This window comes from Allotamlana fucoidanivorans (assembly GCF_006265225.1).
GTDB classification, from domain to species: domain Bacteria; phylum Bacteroidota; class Bacteroidia; order Flavobacteriales; family Flavobacteriaceae; genus Allotamlana; species Allotamlana fucoidanivorans.
In genome coordinates this window covers 322,543-340,151 of sequence record NZ_VDCS01000003.1, presented here as the reverse complement: position 1 = coordinate 340,151, position 17,609 = coordinate 322,543, and the positions used below count along the sequence as shown (strand labels likewise).

The 17,609-nt window shown below is 36.9% G+C and carries 16 protein-coding genes; 10 read left to right on the top strand and 6 right to left on the bottom strand.

Translation table 11 applies throughout. The features are described 5' to 3' along the window. Positions 1–106 precede the first annotated feature (106 nt). From FGF67_RS04385 to FGF67_RS04360, 6 genes are read right to left on the bottom strand one after another with little or no spacing between them, the layout of a single operon-like run. Positions 107–934 (bottom strand): hydroxypyruvate isomerase family protein, encoded by an 828-nt coding sequence (locus FGF67_RS04385; RefSeq protein ID WP_139695253.1) that lies wholly within the window; start codon positions 932–934, stop codon positions 107–109. Positions 935–946: 12 nt separating this feature from the next. After that, on the bottom strand, positions 947–1,750 hold the full coding sequence (locus tag FGF67_RS04380; protein ID WP_139695252.1) for a 3-keto-disaccharide hydrolase: 804 nt from the start codon (positions 1,748–1,750) through the stop codon (positions 947–949). 24 nt (positions 1,751–1,774) lie between these two features. Beyond that, positions 1,775–2,362 (bottom strand): gluconate 2-dehydrogenase subunit 3 family protein, encoded by a 588-nt coding sequence (locus tag FGF67_RS04375; protein ID WP_139695251.1) that lies wholly within the window; start codon positions 2,360–2,362, stop codon positions 1,775–1,777. Then, a complete protein-coding gene (locus FGF67_RS04370; protein WP_139695250.1) occupies positions 2,355–4,046 on the bottom strand; it encodes a GMC oxidoreductase in 1,692 nt (563 codons plus the stop codon). The genes FGF67_RS04375 and FGF67_RS04370 overlap by 8 nt, the downstream gene beginning before the upstream one ends. Before the next feature lie 8 nt (positions 4,047–4,054). Then, entirely contained in the window at positions 4,055–4,684 is a 630-nt protein-coding gene (locus tag FGF67_RS04365; RefSeq protein ID WP_158293173.1) for a gluconate 2-dehydrogenase subunit 3 family protein, read from the bottom strand. A gap of 4 nt (positions 4,685–4,688) precedes the next feature. Next, a complete protein-coding gene (locus FGF67_RS04360) occupies positions 4,689–6,413 on the bottom strand; it encodes a GMC oxidoreductase (protein WP_139695248.1) in 1,725 nt (574 codons plus the stop codon). A 126-nt stretch (positions 6,414–6,539) separates the two neighbouring features. Between FGF67_RS04360 and FGF67_RS04355 the strand changes: the two genes are divergently transcribed. The 10 genes from FGF67_RS04355 (at position 6,540) to argC (ending at position 17,603) form a co-directional block, all read left to right on the top strand. Further along, complete coding sequence (locus FGF67_RS04355) at positions 6,540–7,583, top strand: helix-turn-helix transcriptional regulator (protein ID WP_139695247.1); 1,044 nt, start codon at positions 6,540–6,542, stop codon at positions 7,581–7,583. A 94-nt stretch (positions 7,584–7,677) separates the two neighbouring features. Then, positions 7,678–8,640, top strand: coding sequence for a sugar phosphate isomerase/epimerase family protein (locus tag FGF67_RS04350; RefSeq protein WP_139695246.1), 963 nt, complete (start codon positions 7,678–7,680; stop codon positions 8,638–8,640). A gap of 31 nt (positions 8,641–8,671) precedes the next feature. After that, entirely contained in the window at positions 8,672–9,844 is a 1,173-nt protein-coding gene (locus tag FGF67_RS04345) for an MFS transporter (protein WP_139695245.1), read from the top strand. Between the two features lie 4 nt (positions 9,845–9,848). Continuing rightward, positions 9,849–10,997: a Gfo/Idh/MocA family protein gene (locus FGF67_RS04340; protein ID WP_233244001.1), complete on the top strand. Its 1,149-nt coding sequence runs from the start codon at positions 9,849–9,851 to the stop codon at positions 10,995–10,997. An 11-nt stretch (positions 10,998–11,008) separates the two neighbouring features. Further along, positions 11,009–12,061, top strand: a complete 1,053-nt coding sequence (locus FGF67_RS04335) for a sugar phosphate isomerase/epimerase family protein (protein WP_139695244.1) — start codon at positions 11,009–11,011, stop codon at positions 12,059–12,061. A 14-nt stretch (positions 12,062–12,075) separates the two neighbouring features. Continuing rightward, complete coding sequence (locus FGF67_RS04330; RefSeq protein ID WP_139695243.1) at positions 12,076–12,873, top strand: 3-keto-disaccharide hydrolase; 798 nt, start codon at positions 12,076–12,078, stop codon at positions 12,871–12,873. Between the two features lie 12 nt (positions 12,874–12,885). Next, complete coding sequence (locus FGF67_RS04325; RefSeq protein WP_139695242.1) at positions 12,886–14,259, top strand: Gfo/Idh/MocA family protein; 1,374 nt, start codon at positions 12,886–12,888, stop codon at positions 14,257–14,259. A 566-nt stretch (positions 14,260–14,825) separates the two neighbouring features. Beyond that, positions 14,826–15,449, top strand: coding sequence for a GNAT family N-acetyltransferase (locus FGF67_RS04320; RefSeq protein ID WP_139695241.1), 624 nt, complete (start codon positions 14,826–14,828; stop codon positions 15,447–15,449). Further along, positions 15,446–16,633 (top strand): argininosuccinate synthase, encoded by a 1,188-nt coding sequence (locus FGF67_RS04315; RefSeq protein ID WP_139695240.1) that lies wholly within the window; start codon positions 15,446–15,448, stop codon positions 16,631–16,633. Before FGF67_RS04320 ends, FGF67_RS04315 begins: the two co-directional genes overlap by 4 nt. Beyond that, positions 16,626–17,603 (top strand): N-acetyl-gamma-glutamyl-phosphate reductase, encoded by a 978-nt coding sequence (argC, locus tag FGF67_RS04310; protein ID WP_139695239.1) that lies wholly within the window; start codon positions 16,626–16,628, stop codon positions 17,601–17,603. The genes FGF67_RS04315 and argC overlap by 8 nt, the downstream gene beginning before the upstream one ends. The last annotated feature ends 6 nt before the right edge of the window (positions 17,604–17,609 follow it).

Below are 17,609 nucleotides of genomic sequence, written 5' to 3'. Positions count from 1 at the left end.
TGGTAAGGTCAATTGTTTATAATGTTTCATCCAAAACGAATATAAATATTGAGCCTAAAATAGATGGGGCTAGCCCCATCTATTTTAAATATTCGTGTTGCACTTATTAATTGAACTTAGAATATTTAAAAATATTTTTAAAATTTATTTCTCCTGTTGTGGGTTCTGTCCTGCCTGGATTGTCTCCTATTTGAAAATATGCAATTTCATCCCAGCATTGTTCAATATTAGGAATCAGGTTGCCCTCCTGTATTTGTTGATGATAAATATCAAACAATATTTTACAAGATGGTGAATTCACTGCTTTACAAATTTGGTAAGCTTGCGGACTTTTAGAGAGGAACTGCCCTGGATGAAGTCTGAAATTTAATGGTTCTAAAACCATAGTAATATCGTGTTGTTCAAGTAGGCTACAGGCTTGCTTTAAGGCTTCAATAACATGATGCGTTTGGTAGTCTATGTGTTGTTTTAAGTCTAAATGGCCAGGAACAACCGTTATCCATTTGGCATTAACGCGTTTGGCAACTTCTATAGATTCTTTTATTTGTTTTAAAAAAGCATCGCGTAATTCAATGTTTCCTGTAGTGAGTGTAGGTTGTTTCCAATTAATATCATGCGCTACAAAAACTCCCATTTTAATGTTTCTATCGGTCATAACTCTAACCATAGACTCTTGAAGCTGGATGGGTCTTTTTTTGATATTGTTGTCCTCGAAAGCCGTAAAACCCTGATCGGCTATAAAATGTAACTGATCTAGTGGGTCTTTGCCAGCGTGTTGTTCAAACATGCCTAAATGAGGCGCAAAGTTCATTTTGAATTTAGAATAGTGACTATTAAATGAAGAAGCAGAGTTGTTGGCTGTTACATGTTGAATGCCAATTCCTGCGAGGGTGGCTGCCAAGGTGCTTTTTTTTAAAAAGTATCGTCTCTTCATATCAATAAATTTCTATAATTCAAGAATTTCAATGTCCTTAAACTCTACAGGATGGCTTTCACTTTGAAGCGAAATATAACCACCAGTTACAGGTTGCCCTTCTTTTGCTTTCCAGAAATCTTCATTGTAATCTACTTTTCCGCCGTATTGAGGTTTGTAATATTGCAAGACCAGTTCGTCATTAATGTAGTGCTTAATGATGGAATCTTTTCTAACTTCAATTTCAACACTTATCCATTGTTCTCCGTGATAGGTTTTAGAAGAAGAGCTAATACAATGTTCGGTTTGTAAAGCGCCCTGCATTTCAACATGGGTGCCTGGTGTACATAAGTTGGCTGTTGAACGCTCATCAACGCCATTGCCACCTAGCAATTGAACCTCAATGGAAACAGGGAAGTTTTGTTCTAGCCCAATGTTTTTTGGGTTTTCACAGTGAATCATAATCCCACTATTTCTATTGGCCCACGCGGCACCATCTGATAATTGTTTGCCTGTAAATCTATATTTCATTCTAAAGCGGTAGTTTGAAAAAGGCTTCTTATAGTAAATATGTCCAAATGCATTATTAAAGGTATCTTTATAGCTTTTATAATTTACTTTTAACACGCCATTTTCAGCAATAAACGTATTGTTGTAGTTCTCACCCACAGGGTGTCCTTTTATTTTTACAATCCAATCGTTTAAATCTTTGCCATTGAATAGTTTTACCCAGCTTTCAGATTTTGAGATAGGGATTTCTGCTTTTTTATGCTGTTTACAGGAAATTATTAAAGCGATAAAAAGTATAGGTATTAGTTGTTTACATCGTGTTATCATTAAAATTATGTTTTTGTAGTTATGTTATAAAGACCAGGCTTTACCTCTCGTGGCTTCTTCAACAGAGATACAGCCTTTTTGGGAGGCTGGAATAGGGTCATAGGCTAAAACATTTTCTCCAATTACTTCACTGGTTTTAAAAGCCCATACAGCTTGGTTTCTTAAGTTTACTAAAGCTTTGTAGGTTATGTCTTTATCTTTCTTAAATTGCTGTTGCTCTTTTTTTGAGGTTTTTAAATAGCGTTTAAGTAAGTCATCATAATCCTCGTTTTTTAACTTACTAACGCCAGATTCTGTAATAGGTAAGGCTTTTAAAATACTTTGAATTTCAATTCGATATTGAGCAGCTTGCTCTTGATCATAAACCTTATAAGCATATAAATCTATAAATTCTGGTACATTAACATCAAGAGCTCCGGGAGTTTTTTCTGTTTTAGGTAACATGAGATCGATGAGATTTTTTATAACAAGGCCTTCATCTGTATCAAAGAATATGGGTTTCCATTGGTTTTCTTTTGTTTGGCAACTTTGTAGTATGCTAAAAGCACTGGGAATTGTTGCGGTATAACCTAAGGTTAAACCAATATTTTTTATAGCGTCACGTCTATTCATTTTTTAAGGCTTTAAATTGTTTGATAGCATGATGGGCAGCTCTCGCTGTAAGTGCCATATAAGTCAACGACGGATTTTGACATCCTGAAGAGGTCATACAAGCGCCATCTGTAACATAAACATTTGGAACCGAATGAATTTGATTGTTTTTGTTTAACACAGATGTTTTAGGATTGTGCCCCATTCTAGCGGTGCCCATTTCATGAATACCAATACCAGGAGCTTTCGGCGTATCTCGAGTATTGATATTTTTGAACCCTGCTTTTTCTAACATATCTACGGCCTGGTTAACCATATCTTTCCTCATGGTATATTCATTTTCTTTCCATTCGGCATCGAAGGTTATGGTTGGTAATCCCCATTGATCTAATTTATTATAATCTAAAGTCATTTTATTGTCGTGATAGGGCAAACATTCGCCAAACCCTCCCATGCCCAATCTCCATTCACCGGGTTTAAGAATTTCTTCTTTGAACTCCGCTCCATAAGCTAATTCAGCAACGTATTCAGAAAAACTCCCTCGACTAGCTCTACCTTGATAACCATATCCTCTTAAAAAGTCTTTTTGTTTACTGGCGTTGTCACCAAGATTTCTAAATCTAGGAATGTAAAAACCATTAGGGCGTCTGCCTTTATAGTAAAACGCATCAAAATCCTCAATAGACCCTGAAGCGCCCGCTCCAAGATGATGATCCATAATGTTATGTCCTAATTCTCCTGAATCATTTCCAAGACCATCAGGGAATCTATCTGATTTTGATTGCAATAAAATACTAGCCGAAGCCATAGCAGAAGCACAACAAAAAATGATATCCGCCTTGAATTCAAGTTTTTCTTTAGTTTGTGCATCAATTATTTTAACGCCAGTGGCCTTTTTTTTGTTGGCATCATAGATGATTTCATACGCAATAGAATGCGGTCTGAGTGTCATGTTTCCTGTACGTTGCGCTGCTGGTAAAGTAGAGGCATTGCTGCTAAAATATCCGCCGTAAGGACAGCCGCGAATGCATCTGTTTCTAAATTGACATTTTCCCCGGCCTTCATGAAGTTTATTACTGGTAGTATTAGCTGTCCTTCCAATGGTTAAAACGCGGCCATGATTTTTTGACATTTGTTCCTTTAAGTGAAGCTCCACACAATTGAGTTCCATGGGAGGTTCAAAAATACCGTCAGGAAGTTGTGGTAATCCTAAGGCTTCTCCACTTACTCCAATATATGTTTCAACATAATCATACCACGGGGCTATGTCTTTATATCTTATAGGCCAATCAACACCATGGCCATCGGTGATGTTGGCTTCAAAATCTAAATCACTTAGCCTGTAGCTTTGTCTGCCCCAGGTAATTGATCGGCCCCCAACATGATAACCGCGCATCCAATCAAAGCGTTTCGTTTCATTATAAGGATGATCAATATCGTCAACAAACCAATGTCTGCTTTCATTTTTTATGGTATAACCCGTTCTACCTTGTTTTAGTTGTCTGGCTTTTTCTTCGGGGGTTGTTGCGCCTCTCAGTTCTTGATCCCAGGGGTCTAAGTTCATGGTAGGGTAATCTGCTACATGGTTTATCATTCTTCCGCGTTCCAGAACTAAAGTTTTGAGTCCGTTTTCACATAATTCTTTAGCAGCCCAGCCACCTGTTATGCCTGTGCCTATTACAATGGCATCGTAAGTTTCTCTCATAATTTAATTTATAAAGACCACGTTTTTCCTTGTGTTGCTTCTTCAAGAGGGATGCAACCTAAATAATTACCTGGAACAGGATCATAGGCTAAAATCGTTTCACCAACTTCTTCTGATGTACAGTAACCAAAAATGGCATAATATCTTACTGAAAATAAAAATTTGTACACGTGAAAAGGTTCTAATTCATCTTTAGGAATATGGTTTAATTTTTGATTTTGTCTTTTAATAATGGTCTGCTTATCTGTTTCAGAACGGTTAAAATATATATCTAAAAGGTGATTGAAATCTTCTTTTGTTCCTGAAGCAACTGGTTTGTTAAATGTTTTAGTAAATACATGCGAAAAATAAGTTGCACCTTTTTTAAATATATCTTGATTTTGCTTTAATTCAATGTCGTGATACATCATGTCTAAAAACTGAGGAACATTAACATCTAAAGCGCCTAAAGTGTCTGTTTTTGGAATAAATAGATTGGACAAATGAGTGACAATATGCTTTTCCTCTGCAGACAGAAATAAAGGTTCCCATGTTTCTGTTTTGTCCTGGCATGATACCAAAATATGCATTATAGTAGGTGTTGCAGCTGCAACACCCAAACCTTTAGCTAAGTTTTTTATTGCTGTTCTTCTATCCATGCCATTAGCTGTCTTTATTCTTTTTAAATGTTTTGGCCGCATGATTGGCAGCTCTGGCTGTAAAAGCCATGTAGGTAAGCGATGGGTTTTGACAAGCTGAAGAGGTCATAAACGAACCGTCTGTGACATATACATTGGGGACTGAGTGAATTTGATTGTATTTGTTGAGAACAGATGTTTTAGGATCATATCCCATTCTAGCCGTTCCCATTTCATGAATGCAAGCTCCTGGTATGGCTTTTCCTATGTAGCCTTTTACATTTTTATAACCAGCTGCTTTTAACATGGCAATGGCCTGGTCTCTCATATCTTCTCGCATTTTTATTTCATTTTCTTTGATTTCGGCATCAAAGGTTACCGTTGGCAATCCCCATTGGTCAGGCTTGTCATAGTTTAGCGTTATTTTGTTGTCATGATATGGCAGGCATTCACCAAAACCTCCCATACCAATGCGCCATGGGCCAGGTTTTAAAATGTCATCTTTTAAATTTTTGCCGTAACTTAATTCAGAGACAGCATGCTGCCAATTGGTTCGGCTTGCTCCACCTTGATATCCGTAGCCTCTAAGAAAGTTTTTTTGTTTTGTTTTATCATCACCAAGATTTCTAAATCTAGGAATATAAAAGCCATTTGGACGCCGCCCTTTATAATATTTATCTGAAAACCCATCTACTTCGGCTTGTGCGCCCACTGCGTAGTGGTGATCCATAAGATTATGACCTAATTCACCCGAATCATTTCCCAGTCCGTTGGGGAAACGTTTTGATTTTGATTGCATCAAAATACTAGTAGAAGCAATTGTTGAAGCACAGCAAAAAATGATATCGGCCTTAAAAAATAGGTTTTCATTCGTTTCTGCATCAATAACTTTTACGCCTGTCGCTTTTTTTAATTTCTCGTCATAAACAATTTCATAAGCAATAGAATGAGGTCTTAAATGCATGTTTCCGGTGCGTTCTGCTGCTGGTAGGGTACAAGAGTTGCTGCTGAAATATCCTCCAAAGGGACAGCCTCGCATGCATCTATTTCGGTATTGACACTTACTTCGCCCTTCGTGATGTTTGTTGCCCGTAATATGGGCCGCCCTTCCTATGGTTAAAAGTCTATCATCAAAATTTTCAGAAATCTTATCTTTTAAATCTGTTTCAACACAGTTCAGTTCCATAGGAGGTTCTAGTTTTCCGTCTGGAAGATGAGGTAAGCCCAGATTCTCACCTGAAACGCCAATAAATTCTTCAACCTTATCATACCAAGGGGCAATGTCTTTGTAGCGCACGGGCCAATCAACCCCATGTCCATCTTTTTTATTTGCCTCAAAATCCAGATCGCTCAATCTATACGATTGCTTGCCCCACATGATAGAGCGTCCGCCAACATGATAGCCTCTTAGCCAAAGGTATTCTTTGGTTTCGTTGTATGGGTGTTTTAAGTCATCAACAAACCAGTGCTTTGTATCGGGACGCGTTAGCCCACCATTCCATAGTTGACTTTGTTTGTGTTGGTTCTTTAATGCGTCAGGATGCTGTCTTTCACGGTGTTTAAAATCCCATGGATCCATGTGCATGGTTGGGTAGTCTTCAATATGTTTTACCATACGTCCGCGCTCTAAAACCAAAGTTTTTAGTCCGTTTTCACAAAGTTCTTTGGCAGCCCAACCGCCACTAATTCCAGTACCAATAACAATGGCGTCATATGTTTCAGGATTTTCCGTAATGGGTTTATTAATCATTTAAATAGTCTATAATTTAGTAATATTTAGTTAGTAAAATTGTTAAAATATCATAAAACAATAAATACTTTTATAGTAAACGGAAAAATAGCTATTTTGCAGAGATAAAGTGTTTAAAATATTTCAGTGAAAGTAAATATACAGAAAATAAAGCCTTATGAGGCGGATGGAGTAGTGTATCATGCGGATACCTGTTTGCCGCTTATTGATGCTTTTAAAAGGGGGAAATTAAAATTTAAGGCCTTGGCAAGGCATACGTATCCAGGAGATAGGTTAGATGAAAATACGCTTGGGTTAAATAGTATAGGGTACTGGGATGCCAATGAGCCTCAAGACTGGGGCTTAGACTGGCATAGAAATGAAGGTATTGAGTTTCATTTTCTAGAATCGGGTTCTATGCCTTATGCTCAGGAAGACAAGGAGGTTTTGCTTACACCAAATCATTTAACTATTACTAGACCGTGGGAAGCGCATAAGGTTGGTAATCCATTTATAGGAATGGGGAAATTTTATTGGGTTATAATAGATTTGGGTGTGAGAAGACCACATCAAGAATGGGTCTGGCCGGATTGGATTACGCTAACTAAAGATGATTTGTTGCGGTTAACAACCATTTTGAGGCAAAATAAAAAGTCTATTCTTAAAACAGATCAACGTGTTAGAGATTGTTTTAAGCGTATAAATCAAGCAATTAATACAGATGATCAGGGTAGTAATGCGTCAAAAATTAGATTGCTTATTAATTATTTGCTGATATTAATTTTAGACTTGTTGAATACTGAAAATATTGAATTAAATGAGTCTTTAACAGATAGTTCAAGAAGTGTTAAGTATTTTTTGAAAGAGTTAGATAAGAAACTTTCAGAGCAGTGGACTATAGATCTTATGGCAAAATCTGCAGGTGTTGGTTTAACCAGGTTTACCCATCATTGTAAACAGTTAACTAATGTGACACCTATGCGGTATTTAACGATGCGGAGGCTGGAAATGTCAAAAGGTATTTTGAAAAATAATCCGAATTTAACGGTAAGTGATGTGGCTTATATGTGTGGGTTTACTACAAGTCAATATTTTTCTACCGTATTTAAAAAGCATGAAAAGTGTTCTCCAAATGAGTTTAGAGCTCGGTTTTGTATTGATCAAAATATTAGTGCCTATCCTGAAATCTAATTTGTTTAAATTCTTTCACTGAATAAAAACAAACAGGAACTATTCTTTTTTTATATATTTTTCACAAGGTTATACCAAAGGACAAATCAAAAATATGGAGCGAAGAAAATTTATTGTTAAAGCCTCTCAAGCAAGCTTAGCGCTTTCTGCTCTTGGGGTGTACGCTTGTAATGAAAAGAAAAAAAAAGAGGTTGAACTTTCAAAGGAAACAGTTTCTAAAGAGTCCTCGTTGTTTTTTGATATATCATTAGCGCAATGGTCATTGCATCGGGCCTTAAGATCTGGAAACATGAATAATCTTGATTTTGCGGTTAAATCAAGAGCGTTAGGTTGTAATGGTTTGGAGTATGTTAATGGGTTTTTTAAGGATAAAGTGAAAGATATGGCATATCTTAAAGAGATGAATGCTATAGCAGATTCTGAAGGTCAGAAAAATGTACTTATTATGATTGATCAAGAGGGGGATTTGGCTGATGCCGATGACAACAGAAGGCTAAAAGCTATTGAAAATCATTATAAATGGGTTGATGCCGCACATTTTTTAGGATGCCATGCTATTCGGGTTAATTTAGCAGGAGGAACAGATAAAGATGATGCTATGAAAGCGGCTATTGATTCTTTGGAAAAGCTATCCAACTTTGCTGAAGGTTCAGACATTAATATACTGGTTGAGAATCATGGTGGATTTTCTTCAAATGGAGACTGGATGTCTCGCGTGTTTTCACAGGTGAGACATGTTAATTGTGGTACCTTACCCGATTTTGGAAACTTCTGTATTGCCAAAGATGAAGACAAAAACTGTGTAGACGCTTATGATAGATATAAAGGCATGAGGCAATTAATGCCTTTTGCCAAAGCAGTGAGTGCCAAGTCATACGATTTTGATGAACATGGTAATGAAACAACTATTGATTTTAAACGTATGATGACCATGGTTAAGGATTTTAAATATACAGGCTTTGTGGGTGTGGAGTTTGAAGGTAACAATGTTTCAGAAGAAAAAGGTATTCAGTTAACAAGAGATTTGCTTATTAAAGTAGGTAGAGAACTGTCTTAATCAAAACGAAATAACTAAACTATATAAATTTATGGAGCACGTTAATAAAAACAGATTGTTTCTGGCAAGTTGTTTGGCATTAATAACCACAGCCATGACCTTTGCAATTAGAGCAAGGTTAGAAACCGTTTTTGGTCCAGAGGGTATGGGCTTGACGCTTGAACAATTAGGATATGCATTTGCACCTGCCTTTTTTGGGTTTACTATTGCGATGATTATTGGAGGACCCTTGGTAGATTTAATGGGTATAAAAAGAATTACGTGGTTGGCCTTTATTACACATACCATTGGCATTGTATTAACGCTTTTAGCTGACTCTATGACCTCGTTATTTATAGCTACCTTATTCATTGGAATAGGTAATGGTTTTGTTGAGGCAGCATTGAACCCTATGATAGCCTCTATGTATTCCGAAGAAAAAACGAAAATGCTTAATAGGTTTCATGTGTGGTTTCCTGGAGGTATTGTAATTGGGTCATTAATAGGCTGGCTAACTATGGATGTGCTAGGCTTAAGCTGGGAGGCTATGGTTAGTACCTTGTTTATTCCTTTGGTGTTTTATGGTGTGTTGTTTTTTGGACAAAAAATACCTATAACCGAACGCCTGCAGTTGGGAATAAGTAATAAAGATATGTTTAAAAGTGTCTTAAAACCGTTATTCTTGTTTATGGTGTGTTGCATGTTTTTAACAGCAGCATCTGAATTAGGAACTACACAACGTATAGAGTCGTTATTAAAAGAATCGGTAACGGCACCATTATTAGTATTAGCGTTTATCAATGGAATCATGGCGTTTGGGCGTATGTTTGCAGGTCAGGTGGTGCATAAATTGAAACCATCGGGTATGTTGTTGTATTCGGCGGTTTTTACATTTATAGGGCTTTGGATGCTTACAATGACTACGGGAGGCTTAACTTTTGTGGCGGCGGCTATTTTTGCTATTGGTGTCACATTCTTTTGGCCAACCATGTTAGGTTTTGTTGCGGAATATTTACCCGAAACAGGTGCTTTGGGCTTGTCTATTATGGGAGGCGCAGGCATGTTTTCGGTGTCTATTGTTTTACCAATTATGGGAAATTTAATGGATAATGCAAGTGCTGCTGAAGCACTTCGTACAATGTCTCTTTTGCCAGCTATTTTAATCGTGGCTTTTATGGGGTTACATCTTTACATGCGGCGACAAGTAAAAACTTCTGAAGTATAAAAAAATGAGTAGAAAATTAAGAATGGGAATGATTGGTGGCGGCTCGGGATCATTCATAGGTGATGTGCACAGAAAAGCAGCTTCAATTGATGGGCTCATAGAATTGGTTTGTGGGGCGTTTAGTAGTGATCCTGAAAAATCGATAAAATCAGGACAGGCATTATACTTGCCAGAAAATAGATGCTATCGTAGTTATGAAGAAATGATTTTAAAAGAGAAGGCTTTGTCAGAGGAGGAGCGCATGGATTTTGTAGCTATTGTAACGCCTAATCATATGCATTTTTCGCCGGCTAAAATGGCTCTAGAACACGGATTTCATGTAGTTTGTGATAAACCAGTTACGCTTACGCTTGACGAGGCGCTTGCATTGGAATCTATTGTAGCTAAAAGTGGTAAGCTGTTTGCTTTAACTCATAACTATACAGGGAATGCGCTGGTGAAGCAGGCGAGAGCCATGGTGGCTAATGGCGATTTAGGAACTATTAGAAAAATTCAAGTACAGTATTTGCAAGGATGGTTATCTACAGCTGTTGAAAGTACCGATAATAAACAAGCGGCTTGGCGGGTAGATCCAACAAAATCGGGTATTGGCGGCGCTTTAGGTGATATTGGTACACATGCTGAAAATTTAGTTGAGTATGTAACAGGTTTGAAGATTGATGAATTAGCGGCCGATCTTGGTGTGTTTGGGGAAGGAAGAGTGCTTGATGATGACGGTAATGTGTTGCTGCGTATGAGTAATGGAGCAAAAGGAACTATGTCTATTTCTCAAATAGCATTGGGTGAAGAGAATAATTTGGCTATTAAGGTTTATGGAACAAGAGGAAGTTTAGAATGGCATCAAGAAAACCCTAACCAATTGATAACACACTGGCTTAACGATCCTATTAAAGTATACACACCTAATGGAAATAATTTATATCCAGAATGTTTGAATGTTTCCAGAATACCAGCGGGACATCCAGAGGGATATTTGGAGGCTTTTGCAACCATTTATAAAAATTTTGCCACCCATGCTATGGCGGTTTTAGCAGGTGAAACCATTGAATTTCCTGATTACCCTACAATTGATGATGGGGTGCGCGGCATGAAATTTATATATGCTGCGGTTGAAAGTAATAAGAATAATGCGGCTTGGACAACATTAGATTAATATATTAAAACATGAAAACAATAAAAGGACCTGCTGTTTTTTTGGCACAGTTTGCTAGTAATGAAGCGCCATTTAATAGCTTGGAAGGGATGTGTAAATGGGCCTCGGATTTAGGGTATAAAGGGATTCAAATACCAACATGGGAGTCTCATTTAATTGATATTGAAAGGGCCGCTGAAAGTCAGACCTATTGTGATGAATTAAAAGGTAAAGTCAATGGTTTTGGTTTAGAGATTACAGAACTGTCTACTCACTTACAAGGTCAATTAGTGGCCGTAAATCCTGCCTATGATACAATGTTTGACGGGTTTGCTCCAGAGCAGGTTCGTGGCAACCCTAAAGCAAGAACAGAATGGGCTATAGATTTTGTAAAGAAGTCAGGTACAGCAAGTGGTAGGTTAGGTTTAAAATCGCATGCTTCCTTTTCAGGCGCTTTATTGTGGCATACTATATATCCGTGGCCGCAACGCCCCAATGGATTGGTAGAACTTGGTTTTGCGGAATTAGCCAAACGGTGGTTGCCTATATTGAATCATTTTGATGAACATGGTGTTGATGTGTGTTATGAGTTACATCCAGGAGAAGATTTACATGACGGGGTTTCTTATGAACGTTTTTTAGAGGCTACGGGGCATCATAAACGTGCCAATATTTTGTATGATCCTAGTCATTTTGTCTTGCAGCAGCTGGATTATTTGACATTTATAGACTATTATCACGAACGTATAAAGGCCTTTCATGTTAAAGATGCAGAGTTTAATGCAACAGGAAAACAAGGTGTTTATGGCGGATATAGCGCTTGGGCAGATCGTGCTGGGCGATTTAGATCTTTAGGAGATGGTCAGGTTGATTTCAGTGGTATTTTTTCAAAGCTAACCAAGTATGGTTTAGATTTATGGGCGGTTATGGAATGGGAGTGTTGTATAAAATCTTCTGAGCAAGGCGCAAGAGAGGGAGCGTCTTTTATTCAAAAACATATTATTGAAGCAGCTGAGCGTAGTTTTGATGATTTTGCTGGAGGCGAAACAGATGTAGCACAATTAAAAACTATTTTAGGGATATAATCTAATAGTTATTTATGAAACATTTATTGGTTGTGTTTTTGTTGTTTATTACGTTAGGTGTGGGTTGTCAGGAAAAACAAGCTATTCAAAAGGCTATTGAGACAGGAACTTTTCAGAAGATAAAGGAACCTACTAACCCAAAAGTAACCGAATTTTATGCTCCGGTTCCACCTAAAGTAAATCCAAAAGCTCACGGTGATGTACCTGGTGATGCTATTGTGTTATTTGACGGAACAGATTTTAATCATTGGGAACATTCAAAAGACAATAGACCTGTTGAATGGCAGTTAAATAACGATGGAAGTATGACTGTAAAGGATAAGTCAGGTGATATTCAAACCAAACAAAGTTTTGGTTCTGTGCAATTGCATATTGAGTGGAAGTCGCCCAAAGATATTCAGGGAAAAGGACAGCATAGAGGAAATAGTGGCGTCTTTCTTCAGGGAAGGTATGAGGTTCAAGTATTGGATAATAATGATAACGAAACCTATGTTAACGGATTAGTGGGGGCTATTTACAAGCAATCGGCACCATTAGTAGTAGCTTCGGTGCCTTCGGGAGCGTGGAATAGTTATGATATTATTTATCATGCACCTGAATTTAATAAGGACGGTGAAAAAATGAAATCTGCCACAATCACGGTATTGCATAATGGTGTTTTGATTCAAGACCATTTTGAAATAAAAGGCACTACAGAATATAGAGGTTGGCCTAAAAATAAGGCTCATGGTAAGGCGCCTTTAAAATTGCAAGATCACGGCGATAATAGTCGTGTGAGTTACAGAAATATTTGGCTTAGAGAACTAAACTAATAGAATTTAAACATGACTAAATCAATCATTTCAAGACGATTATTTGTTAAAAAAACAGCAATAGCTTCCGCAGGTTTTGCTGTGCTTCCTAGTTTACTCAGTGTTTCGCCAAATAACAAATTAAATATAGCGGTTATTGGTGTAGGAAATAGGGGAGGATACAATTTAAAAATGGTTTCTGAAAGCAATAATATTGTCGCCTTATGTGATGTAGATCGACGGTTTTTAGAGCAAGCAGCGTTAAATTATCCGAAAGCAAAGACTTTTAAGGATTTTAGGCAGATGTTCGATAACATGAATAGCGAGATTGATGCGGTGGTTATTTCAACCCCAGATCATACACATTTTGCAGCAACTATGGCGGCTATGGAGTTGGGAAAACATGTTTATGTAGAAAAGCCATTAGCGCATAATATATGGCAATTAAGAACACTGAAAAAGGCAGCAAAGTATTATGGCGTAGTCTCTCAAATGGGGAATCAAGGGCATACTACTGAAGGGATAAGATTAATAAAAGAGTGGTATGATGCAGATGTATTAGGGGAAGTGAAAGAAGTACATGCATGGCGTGGTGTTAATAGGTTTGAGCCTGGGTATTATTTTACCAAGCCAGGTCAATTTCCACCTGAAGAAGATGCAATTCCTGATTATTTAGATTGGGATCTTTGGTTAGGCCCCGCAAAAAAGCGTCCGTTTAATTCTGCTTATGCGCCAAAATCGTGGCGTGGTTTTTATGATTTTGGTTTGGGGCAATTGGGCGATTGGGCATGCCATACTTTAGATGCGCCATTTTGGGCATTAAATTTAGGGTCACCACATAAGGTTAAGGCTGAAGTTCCAAAAGGCAGTTTTAATCATGAAGGTTTTATGCCAGACAGGTCTACAGTTGTGTTTGATTTTAAAAAACGAGATAATAAACCAGCGGTTAAGCTTACTTGGCATGAAGGTTATAAAAAGCCAAATATTAAAATCAAACCAGAATGGGGAATTCAAGAGTTAAACCCTAAAGGAGGTATGCTCATGATAGGAAGTAAGAGAACGCTAATAACAGGGGCAAGGCCTGAAAAACCAAAACTATTAGTGTCGGAGGATGAATGGGCGGCATTTTTAAAGGATGCACCCAGTAAAACAATACCAAGGGTAGGTAATAATCAACCTCATAAAGAATGGCTTGATGCCATAAAAGATAATACGTTGCCGGGATCCAATTTTGATTATGCGGCCAATTTAACAGAAATGGCCTTGGTAGGCGTTATGGCGCAGCGTTTTGGTGGTGTAATAAAGTTTGATGCTGAAAATTTAAAAGTGACCAATAAGCCAGAACTCGATGTCTTCTTAAAGGAGCCAGTAAGAGATGGCTGGGCTTATGGTGATAATTTAAATTAAAGTATTCTTTTTTTTAGCGTTGCTGAATTGTGACTGACTCTCTTTTATAGCGCTTGTAAAAGATAAATAATCTGAAAATTTTAGTTTGGGATGCTTAGAGTAAAAGATGTAGGCTATAAAGGCGTGCGTTTTTTTTGTGAAATCAAAGTATTTTTCGAAATATTAAAATAAAATCTTAAAAAAATCGAGATTTACACAAATATTTCTAAAAACGCTATTGATTTTAGGCGTTTATAAAATAAAGTCTTAATTTTGAGGCATGAAAAATTTAAAAAATAAAATACGTTGTACTACACCCGGTTTGCCCGTGCGCAATCGCCGCCGCTTCTAATTTGCCTTAAATTAGTCGAATAACCTTAAAAACGTCATTTTAATTTTTTTCAAATTGTCCAATTTCTTTTTCATAATATTTAAAAATAACGTTAATTTCATAATTAACCGAGATATGATGCGTCGAAGATTTCCTCGTCGCCCGTAAGGGTATGTGTAATTTTTATTGAATTAGGTGAGTCCAGTTCAGCAGTTAAGAAAAGAATATTAATTGACATTCAATACAAAAGAAGGAAATGAAGGTTGTAATAGCCGATAAATCACATATAAAATACGCAGAAATTATTTGCGAAACCATAGCAGAGTCAGCAGCTGTACGAGGTACAGGTATTGCTAGACGTACGCCTGAATATATAGCCACCAAAATGGAGAATGGTAATGCTGTTATTGCTATTGAGGATGGTAAGTTTGCTGGTTTTTGTTACATTGAAAAATGGGGGCATGGTAAATTTGTTGCCAATTCAGGGCTCATTGTGCATCCAGATTTTAGAGGGAGAGGACTAGCTAAAGAAATAAAACTTAAAGTGTTTGAACACTCTAAAAATAAATTTCCAGACGCTAAAATTTTTAGTATTACCACAGGACCTGCTGTGATGAAAATGAATAGCGATTTGGGGTATAAGCCCGTGCCTTTTTCTGAGTTAACGGACGATCCTACCTTTTGGGACGGATGTCAAACGTGCAAAAATTATGATGTTTTAACACGAACCAATAGAAAAATGTGTTTGTGTACAGGAATGTTGTATGACTCAAAAGCCAAAAAACAAGAAGTAAAACCTATTAAGAGAAAGGTGGTTGAAAGATTAAAAAGAATAAAAGAAGCCTTATTTCTAAAGAAAGATAAAAAAGCAGACAAATGAAAAAATTAGTTATAGCATATAGCGGAGGATTAGATACCTCATACTGTGCCGTAAGTTTATCAAAAGAATATGATGTGCATGCTGTGAGCGTTAATACAGGAGGATTTTCCCAAGATGAAATCAATCACATTGAGAGTAACGCCTATAAAATGGGGGTGTCTACTTATAAAAATATTGATGCCGTTTCTACATTTTATCAAAAAGTAGTAAAGTATTTAATTTTTGGAAATGTATTAAAGAATAATTCATATCCCTTATCTGTAAGTGCGGAACGCATTGTTCAAGCTATTGAAATTGTTGAGTATGCTAAAAGTATTGGAGCTGAGTATATCGCTCATGGTAGTACAGGCGCAGGAAATGATCAGGTGAGATTTGATATGATTTTTCAAACCTTAGCGCCTCAAATTAAAATCATAACTCCAATTAGAGATCAAAAGCTAACCAGACAAGAAGAAATTGATTATTTAAAGGCCAATGGTATTGATATGTCTTGGGAAAAGGCTAAGTATTCCATTAATAAAGGGTTGTGGGGTACTAGTGTTGGCGGCGCAGAGACCTTAACCTCTGAAAAAGCATTGCCAGATGAAGCTTATCCATCGCAATTGAAGCATGCCGAAGAAGAAAAAGTAAAACTTACCTTCATAAAAGGTGAGCTAGTTGCTGTTAATGGCGTTGAAAATGAGCCTGAAATTAATATAGAAGTGTTGAATAACTTAGCGTCAGCTTATGCTATTGGTAGAGATATTCATGTGGGTGATACTATAGTTGGTATAAAAGGCCGTGTTGGTTTTGAAGCCCCAGCAGCTCTCATTACCATCAAAGCGCATCACTTATTAGAAAAGCATACCTTAACCAAATGGCAGTTGCAGCATAAAGAATATTTATCTAGTTTTTACGGTATGCACTTGCATGAGGGACAATATTTAGATCCTGTTATGCGTGATATTGAGGCTTTTTTACAGAATAGCCAAGACAAGGTTACAGGAGATGTGTTTGTTACCTTAAAACCTTACCATTTCAATTTAGACGGTATTTCTTCTAAACATGATTTAATGAGTGCTAAGTTTGGAAGTTATGGTGAAGAGAATAAAGCTTGGACAGCTGATGACGCCAAAGGCTTTATAAAGATTTTGGGGAATCAGAATAAGATATATCAACAAGTAAATTCAAAACAAGATGATTAAAGTAGGCATAGTAGGGGGTGCAGGGTATACCGCAGGAGAACTTATTAGACTATTAATTCATCATCCAGAAACTGAGATCGATTTTGTTTTTAGTACAAGTAATGCAGGAAATCAAATTAGTAAAGTGCATCAAGATCTGGTGGGGTCTTTTGATAAAACTTTTACAGATACCATAAACCCTAAAGTTGATGTCTTGTTTTTGTGTTTAGGTCATGGTAATTCAGTTAAGTTTTTAGAATCAAATGTCTTTTCTGGAAACACTAAAATTATAGATCTAGGTAATGATTTCAGACTTGAAAAAGATAGAGTTTTTAACGGTAAGGATTTTGTTTATGGACTGCCAGAATTACAAAAGGAAGAGATAATATCTGCCAATTTTATTGCAAATCCAGGTTGTTTTGCAACAGCCATTCAACTAGGCTTGCTTCCGTTAGCTAAAGCCGAATTGTTAAATAATGATGTGCATATTAATGCGGTTACAGGAGCTACTGGAGCTGGTACGTCCTTGTCAGCAACCACACATTATACCTGGAGAGATAACAACTTTTCGTATTATAAACCGTTTACCCATCAGCACTTAGGAGAAATTAATCAGTCAGTAAAACAATTGCAACACACGTTTTCTTCTGAAATCCTTTTTATGCCAAATAGAGGAAACTTTTCAAGAGGTATTTTTGCTACAATTTATACCGATTTTGAAGGTGCTTTAGAAGATGCTAAAGCGCTTTATAACGCCTACTACAAAAATAGTGCGTTTACTTTTGTTTCAGATAATTTTTTGCACTTAAAGCAAGTGGTTAATACCAATAAATGTTTGATTCATTTACATAAACATGAAGGTAAATTATTGATAACAAGCATTATAGATAATTTACTGAAAGGGGCTTCAGGACAAGCTGTTCAGAACATGAATTTAATGTTTGGTTTTGAGGAAACAACAGGGCTACATTTAAAAGCTACATATTTTTAAAAAGAA